We start from the raw sequence: 1,943 nt of genomic DNA, 5'->3' as shown, positions 1-1,943 counted from the left end.
CAGATAAACCGGGCGAACCAAGCCGACCTTGTTTCTTTCCTGCAATCACAGGGCGAGCAGCTTACCCGCGCCGGGAATGAATACCGCTGGAAACGGCACGACAGCTTGACCGTCCGGGGAAACAAATGGTACAGGCACAGCCAGAGCAAGGGCGGCGGCCCCGTTGATTTTGTCATGGAGTTTTTCGGCAAGAGCTTCACCGAAGCCGTGGAACTTCTCACAGGAGAAAAGGGAGCCGCACCGCCGCCGGACAGACCTTGCCACGCGTCCCTTTCCGACTTCCGGCTACCGCCCCCAAACAACGACAACAGAATAGCGAGGAACTACCTCACAGCAGCCCGCCGCATTGATGATGATGTGACGGGCTTTTTCTTTGCCCGCGGCGATATTTACGAGGACGCAGCCCACCACAACGCCGTATTTGTGGGGCGGGACGAGGACGGAATACCGCGCTACGCCCACAGCAAGGGAACGGCGGGAAACTTCCGGTTTGATGTGAAAGGCAGCGACAAAGCCTTTAATTTCTGCTACCGAGGCGAGGGTGACAGGCTTTTTGTCTTTGAAGCCCCCGTTGACCTGCTCTCTTTCCTCTGCCTGTTCAAAAAGGCGTGGCAGAAGCAGAGCTATTTGTCATTGGGCGGCGTGGGAGAAAAAGCCCTGTTGCGTTTCCTCTCTGACCGCCCGAACATCAAGACCGTTTACCTCTGCCTTGACAGCGACCAAGCCGGAAACGACGCTTGCAGCCGCCTTGCGGAGCTTGTGCCGGAGGGCTTGACCGTCCACCGCCTTGTGCCGCTTTACAAGGACTGGAACGAGGTATTGCAGCACCGGGCAGAAATCACAGACGGGAAGTATATCCGGGAAGCGGTTTACGGATTGAAAGAACCGCCGCAGGAAGAAACCGTCGAGATTATCCGCATGAGCGAGGTTGACACACAGACCGTTGAATGGCTATGGGAGCCGTATATCCCTTTTGGGAAAGTAACCATTGTGCAAGGCAACCCCGGCGAGGGCAAGACCACCTTTGCCCTACGCCTTGCCGCCGCCTGCACCACCGGGGGAACGCTGCCGGGAATGAAGCCCTTGCCGCCATTCCAAGTGATTTACCAGACCGCCGAGGACGGGCTGGGCGATACCGTCAAGCCCCGCTTGATAGAAGCCGAAGCCGACCTTGACCGCGTGCTTGTGATTGATGAAGCCAAACGGGAGCTTACCCTCTCCGACGAGCGCATAGAAAAGGCAATCACGCAGAACGGGGCGCGGTTGATTATCCTTGACCCCATACAGGCGTACATGGGCGAAAAGACCGACATGAACAGGGCAAACGAAGTGCGCCCCATGTTCCGCCGCCTTGCCGATGTTGCCGAGCGTACCGGGTGCGCCGTTATCCTTATCGGACACTTGAACAAAGCCGCCGGAGGACAGAGCGCATACCGGGGCTTAGGTTCTATTGACTTCCGCGCCGCAGCAAGGAGCGTCCTGCTGATCGGGCGCGTGAAGCGGGAGCCGAATGTGCGCGTTATCGTCCATGACAAATCTTCCCTTGCGCCGGAGGGCAAGCCCGTTGCCTTTTGCCTTGACCCGGAAACAGGCTTTTCATGGATAGGCGAATATGACATAACCGCCGACGAGCTGCTATCCGGCGCGGGCGGGAACACCGCCACCAAGACCGAGCAAGCCGAGAAGCTGATACTTGACCTGCTTGCAGACGGGAAAGAACTTGCCAGCGAGGACATTGTAAAGGCCGCAGCCGAAGCCGGAATATCCGAGAGGACGGTACAGAACGCCAAGCGCAACATGGGCGGTATTTTAGGCGCAAGGCGTGTCGGCGGTCAATGGTATAACTTCATCAAGAAGAAGCAGCCACCCGAACCCGCAAGCTGAAAGTGCAAAACGCAGACCCTTTGCACTTTGCACTTTCGCACTTTCACAAGAATTTGCGT

Annotated in this window: 1 protein-coding gene; it reads left to right on the top strand. The window is 57.5% G+C overall.

Annotated elements, in window-relative coordinates; all coding sequences use genetic code 11:
- The coding region (locus B5F87_RS20345) for an AAA family ATPase (protein WP_242964627.1) at window positions 1-1,884 on the top strand (1,884 nt) is incomplete at its 5' end.
- Between the last annotated feature and the right edge of the window lie 59 nt (window positions 1,885-1,943).

Origin of the sequence: Eubacterium sp. An3 (assembly GCF_002159465.1) — a bacterium.
Classification (GTDB): domain Bacteria; phylum Bacillota; class Clostridia; order Lachnospirales; family Lachnospiraceae; genus Anaerobutyricum; species Anaerobutyricum stercoris.
Note: the sequence above shows the minus strand (reverse complement) of the source record. Positions and strands in the feature narration are given on the sequence as shown.